The sequence below is a fragment of the Succinimonas sp. genome (assembly GCF_045225735.1).
GTDB lineage: Bacteria > Pseudomonadota > Gammaproteobacteria > Enterobacterales > Succinivibrionaceae > Succinimonas.
Map to the genome: position 1 here is coordinate 1 of NZ_JBGVBR010000150.1, position 3,328 is coordinate 3,328.

A 3,328-nucleotide genomic window follows, 5' to 3' on the forward strand; every position below is an offset into this window, starting at 1 on the left:
CGCGGCACCATCCGGTTCAGGGTATGGTTGTAGTTGTTCTCGATGCGGATGCGGGATTCGGAATCAAGCTCGGCCTTAAACTGATTAAAGCTTTCCTCAAGGCGTTTCCGGTAAACGTTATTGACGGTATGGATGGCCTCCTTGTCGAATTCCTTCTCGTTCTTTTTGATCTTCATTACTTTGTGGTTAATGACGCCCTCGACAAAATCGGAGATCTTTAATTTGTCGCTTACGGTGTAGGAATCCTCCCGAGATTTATCCAGCAGATTGGGGAAGGTGACTTCCACCTTGCCCAGCTTTCTGGTGACCATGGCTCCCCAGGTGCCGAATTCGTGGTTCAAAAATGACTCCAGAATGTCCGTAGGCACAAACGGCGAGGAAATGTTGATGTCAAGCTCATCAAACTTTTTCTCCTTGGGGAGCACCTTCTTCAGGGCCTCGAATTCCTTGGTAAAGGAGACATCATCGTTGATTCTCTCCTTTACCTGATCCATCTTCAGCTGGATGTCGCCGCTTAAAAATTCTTCCCGGGGGATCCAGTTTTCATAAACGGAGCCGTTTTTGGCGGGATCTCTGAAGATAAGCTCCGACTTGGATAATTCATCGATCAGGCTGTCCGGAGATTGCCTGTTGGGCATGATGGATGACATGTAATCAAAATCAATCTTCCCCTTGTTGCCCAGACAAAGCAGCAGGGCCTCCTGAGCATTTCCGGCCTGAACCGCGGTTTCCTTTTCAAAGATGCGTTTCGTGAAAATATCGGACAGCCCTTTCAGGTAAATAACGGCTTTGGTCTTGCCATTGTTTTCCTCGAATTTCTCATAGGTGTTTTCCAGCACCTTGATCTTTCCGAAATCAACGTCCTGTTTCAGGATGCTGGTGATGGTCTTCCGATTATCGAATAACGGTCTCTGCTTCCAGACGCCGGTATTCATGCCTGACATTTTCCGGAGCTCTTCATACTTGGTACGGAGCTCCCTCTGGGCCTTATCCAGAGCTTCATCGGAGGAATAATCCCGGTTGGCCTGAATGACCTTTTGGAAAGCGTCCTTGAGTTCGATGAATTTCTTCACCTGCGGCTGATTGTCCTCGCTGACGGGTTCAATGTATTCGGCATTTTTGAAGTAGGCTTTGCCGTCATTCATGAAGTACGAGTAATACTTGACGTCGGGGTAATTGAAGGATTTGAACTTGTTGGGCTGTTCGGTGATGTCAGATTTTTCGGCTTCAAAGGCGCCGGAAATCTTGGAGAGCGAAGTCTCCACTGAGGCGTTCAGATCCTCCACATGGCCCGATCTGAAATCAAGCTTGCCGTATCTGTCCAGTTTTAACCCGTCATAGCCTCCCACAATCATGTCCGGGTTCTGCTGGTAATACGCATTGAGAGACAGGTTTATTTTGGGAAGCTCCTTCTCCCATTCCTTCTTTTTGAGATCGCTGTAAAAGTTGTTTCGCAGCCATGAAGCGCTGATCTCTCCGGAAGAAACGGATTCCCGGTTAAACCTGTTAAACGGACTGGCTTCAGTGTCGAGCACGAAGGTCTTTTTGTTTACCCAAGTCTCCTTGGCTGCCTCCTCGGCGGTAATCCGTTCCCGGCGTTTCTTGAAAATGAGGATATCCGTTTTAATGTCGGTGCCGGTCTTTTCAAAGGCGGTATCAGGAAGCCGCACGCCGCCGAGAAGCTCGGCCTTTTCCGCGATTTTCCTTCTGAAGGCGGGATCGCTGTCCTCCATGGTCTGCGAGGAGGTGATCAGGGCCACGATGCCGCCCTCCTTGACCTGATCAATGGATTTGTTGATGAAGTAATTGTGAATGTAATCGTGATCCTTCATGTAGTGGGGATCGTTGACGGAAAACTTTCCGAAAGGGACGTTTCCGATGACAACATCGTAAGTGTTATTGGCCTGTCCGGACTTTTCATAGCCGGAGTTTAAAATATTGGCTGCGGGATAGAGCTTCTGAGCTATCTGAGCGGTTATGGGTTCAAGCTCCACGCCGGTAAGATCGCTCTTGGCCATCATGTCCCGGGGCATGGTGCCAAAGAAGATTCCGGTGCCGCAGGAAGGCTCCAGTATTCTGCCTCCGGTAAAACCGGCCTTTTCCAGTACCTTGAAAACATTCCTGGCAATCAGGGGATCCGTATAGTAGGCGGTGAGAGCGGATCGCTTTGCCTTGTCGAATTCCTCATTGCCCAGAAGCTGCCGGAGATTTTCATATCTGACTTCATCGGCCTTTGACGAGGAGTTGGTAAGGTGGAAATGCGTCATTAAGCCGCCCCATCCGGAAAACTTCGCCAGCTTTTCCTGTTCCTCCTTGGTGGCGGGACGGTCGTTTTCGCTTTGGATCTTTTTGAGAGTCTCAATGGCCTCGATATTGGCCGTGAATCTCTCAAGGGTGGTTAACTTTTCGGTTTCGGACGTTATTTCCCAGTTATCTTCGGTGGTAAATTCCGGTTTGGCTTCAGGAACGGCTTCCGGTTTTTCCTCCGGGACAGGAGAGGATGAAACGGCAGAAGAAGGAGCCTCGCGGGCAGCATGGTTTTCAGCGTTTTCCGGGGTGTCCTGAGCTTCCTCTGCCTGCTTCTCTGATTCATCAAAGAGGTCAAAAACCTGCGCTCCTCCTAAATTCTGCGACTTGCGGGAACGGGGGTTCTTGCTGGTCTGAGACTTCTCGCTGTCATTTTGGGCGGTTTCTGTTTCGGCAGCGTGTTCCGGATCTGCGGTATTGCCCTGAGGCTTCGCGATTTCGGTGTCTTCGTTTTGCGGCTGAGCTTCAGGAGCCTCAGTTTCCTGAGGGGCCGTTTCGGCGGCAGATGTCGCTTCGGAAGCGACACGCTGTTCTGAATCCTTAATGACATCAGAGAGGGAATCCAGCAATTGGTCATACGTCGGATAACCGGAGTGCAGATCCTGCAATTCCGCAATCTTCTTCGTCATGAGATCATTGTTAAAGAGGCGGCTGTCCTGCGTGATGGCCAGAGCATTTGCTTCTATGCGTCCGGTAACCAGCTTGATATTGCGGGGCATGTCCTGTTCCGGAACATTTTTGTTAACGACCCGGACGGCCTTTTCAATGCTTTCCTCATTGTAGTCGCGGTACATGAGAGGACTGTTTACGTTCCTGATGGAGTCATAGATGGCGTCAATGCTCTCGTTCAGGTTTTCCGAACGCAGCTTCTTTTCCAGATATATGGCCGGAACGGGATTCCCTTCATAGCGGTACATTTCGGCAAGATCAATAAGGCCGTGATATATAACGTGCTTTAAGAATTTTTCCTTGGTGAGTTCATTGCTGGTAGCTGCGGCGGCTTCCTTTTCAGTCTCCGCTT

At 50.0% G+C, this 3,328-nt stretch carries 1 protein-coding gene; it reads right to left on the reverse strand.

Annotation, left to right across the window (positions count from 1 at the left end; genetic code table 11):
* Positions 1-3,328, reverse strand: a 3,328-nt coding sequence (locus ACJROR_RS05370; protein ID WP_406546194.1) for an Eco57I restriction-modification methylase domain-containing protein, incomplete at both ends; no start/stop codon positions are given.